Here is a 2717-nt window from a genome sequence, read left to right on the forward strand (position 1 = left end):
TTTCGGCCAAAAGAAAGATATCGCCATTAAAGGTCGACATTGAAGAAAGATAGCTTTTAACATTTTTACAGTTCTGCAAGCTCCTCTTGAGCGTATGATTTAATACATGACGCCCCATCTCATGTTCTTGCGTTAATGTCGCGTGTAGACGGGTTAGCTCACTGTTTTTCGCATGAACTTGCTGGGTAAGCTCCTGAGTTCTCGCATGAGCCTTAATCTTCGCTTTTAGAACAATGCCATTAATGGGCTTTGGTAAATAATCATCTCCACCACTCTCCAGGCAAGCAAGCAAAGATTTCTCATCATGTTTTGCTGTCAGAAAAATAATAGGAACATGGGTATCGCCTGCGCGCTTTTTAATTAAGGACGCGGCTTCATAGCCATCCATAACAGGCATGACAATGTCCATCAGAACAAAGTCTGGCTGGTGCTCATCAAACTGCTCGACTGCTATCTGCCCATTTTCAGCTTCGATGCAGTCGTGGCCTTCGGATTCAAGCAAATACCTTACTAGAATACGATTCGATTCATGATCGTCCACAATTAGAACATTCATTCCCATTGTCTGTACTACCCACCCACGCTATTGATTAATATTTTGCGTTAAAACAATGAGACATTGTCATCACTCGCTTCTGCCGCAACACTGCTCTTAGAGCCACTCTTTTGCTTGCCAATCTCTTGCAATAAGTCGAGTATTTCGGCTTCACTGGACACACTCCTTACCTTATTCAGCGCCTCTTGTAACAAAGAGTTTTGTTGCAGAAAAGAGTTAATATCGGCACTAACATTATCAGCAAACTGTGAACTCCTGACCGCGTCAGCCACGTCCACTTTTAACGTTTCTGTATAAGCGGAAGCTTCATCCATAGTATTTTCAATGGTGACATTTGTTTGCTCCAAATCTACAAGCATTTCATCGACATGGGCTTTCGCACTGATCGCCATATTCATATCCAAGGATGCGATCTCTCCCACAATTTTGCTTACACCATCAATCGCGCGCTTTGTGTTCTCAGATGTTTCAAATATTTTGTCATTAAGGGTGTTTGAGTTTTGCGACAAGGTACGTACCTCGTCAGCAACCACGGCAAATCCTCTGCCGGCTTCACCAGCTCTCGCTGCCTCGATTGCCGCATTTAATGCCAATAAATTTGTTTGATCAGCAATACCCCTGATCTGCCCTAGCAAGGTAAAAGTTTGTTCAAAATGATGTGACATATCCTCGATTCGGTGAACAGCAAAGATACTTTTTTCACTCACCTCAACCAATAATCTGACATAACTATCTATTATCCCCATCAACTCATCAACAAATTGCCTGACTGTTACTTGCTCTTCTCCACTTGTTGTTTCATCCTCATGGACCATAGCAACAACTTTTAACAAGAGCTCTCTTTGTCGTTCAGATTTCTGAGATATTCCGGTAAAACTGGCACTAATCTGATCAGCGCTTTCAGTCACCTTCTGATTAATGTGGACAAGATTTTCCTTCACAAGCTCTGCTTGTTCACTCATTACTGCGCATGCTTCCTGAGTGAGTTCAGTGGCCTTATCATTTAGCAGTGATCGCTCTTGTCCCGCATAACGACTACGAAGACTCTGCACATTTGCATAGTGGGCCCAAGCCCAAGCAATTGAGGTTAGAACAACCGGTATAAATATGAGTTTGGTGGGTATATAAAAACAACCCAGCGTCGTCAACAATGTGAGAATAATAGGTAAAACCGGTGCGCGATACGCTGACATTTCTGACATAGAACAAGATTGCCTAATTATTAAGAAACCAAATCCCTGCAGTCTAGTAAGCAAAGCCCTTCTTTGCCAGCAGCTATTCAAATCTAGGGGTGGGACAATTCCATGTTAACTTACCCTAGCCGCCTAACAAGCTTGGCATTTAATTTGCTATTCCTTAGATAACTAGCATTTTTTGTCAGAAAACGGTCATTGATTGCCGAACTGGAACTTAGCGAGCAAATAACCATGGCACATATATCAACAGAACAAGCCTTACAGATCCCTCAGCAACTACAACGTCAGGACTCTCAAAACGGTACTGAAAACAGCAGCCACGCAGACGACAGTGCCAGACGCAAAGAACAAGCAGAAAAGCGAGTATTGCTAGACGATGCGGTCACTTTATTAAGACTAGGCATTCAAAGTCAAAGTAAAAAGGTAAATGTTGAAACATTCAAAACGGAGTTAGGCCAAGATAAAGCCTTCCTCAAGGAAACTCTGCGTAATAAGCTTGCTGAGTACAACTTAAACCCGAGAACCCAGCTAAATGTAGAGAAGGATATTTACGGCAACATTGAGATCAAAGGCGCGATGCGCCCAAGCGATCATGAAAAAATAAGTACTGACCTTAACAACAACAAACACTTTAAAGAGGCTTTTCAGCGTTTGAGCAAACAGCAGCCTACACTTGATTACGTAGACAATGTCGTGAAGATTTCTGGTGCATATGGAGTTGGTAATAATCTCTTTAATGAGCTAATTAGCGAACAAAATGAGCATAACAAATTAAATGATATCGCCCATCGCTATGAAGCACTGAAAACCAACAAAATCACCAATAATAGTGAGCAAGCAGCTCTGTCGAAGGATAACAGCTTCCGCTTAACGATAAACGCATAAACCGTACCCGCCTAAACAAGCGGTGATACTTAGCCCTCGAAAGCCGAGATGTCACCGCAGCCTTTACGAACAATCTCCGT

General features: G+C 42.5%; 2 protein-coding genes and 1 pseudogene. 1 reads left to right on the plus strand and 2 read right to left on the minus strand.

What is annotated here, in order from left to right:
* Positions 1-556: PleD family two-component system response regulator (locus tag A3729_RS14855; protein ID WP_197475864.1), on the minus strand; the 556-nt coding region annotated here is incomplete at its 3' end.
* A 47-nt stretch (positions 557-603) separates the two neighbouring features.
* Positions 604-1179, minus strand: a pseudogene (locus A3729_RS34620) (methyl-accepting chemotaxis protein); the annotation flags it as partial.
* An 804-nt stretch (positions 1180-1983) separates the two neighbouring features.
* On the opposite strand from A3729_RS34620, the gene A3729_RS14865 reads away from it, so the two are divergent.
* On the plus strand, positions 1984-2637 hold the full coding sequence (locus A3729_RS14865) for a hypothetical protein (protein ID WP_156490425.1): 654 nt from the start codon (positions 1984-1986) through the stop codon (positions 2635-2637).
* The last annotated feature ends 80 nt before the right edge of the window (positions 2638-2717 follow it).

It is taken from the genome of Oleiphilus sp. HI0043 (genome assembly GCF_001634935.1).

Bases quoted from the DNA above. Each gene is read 5' to 3' on its own strand.
- A3729_RS14865 (WP_156490425.1), top strand. From the start codon at position 1,984: ATGGCACATATATCAACAGAACAAGCCTTACAGATCCCTCAGCAACTA.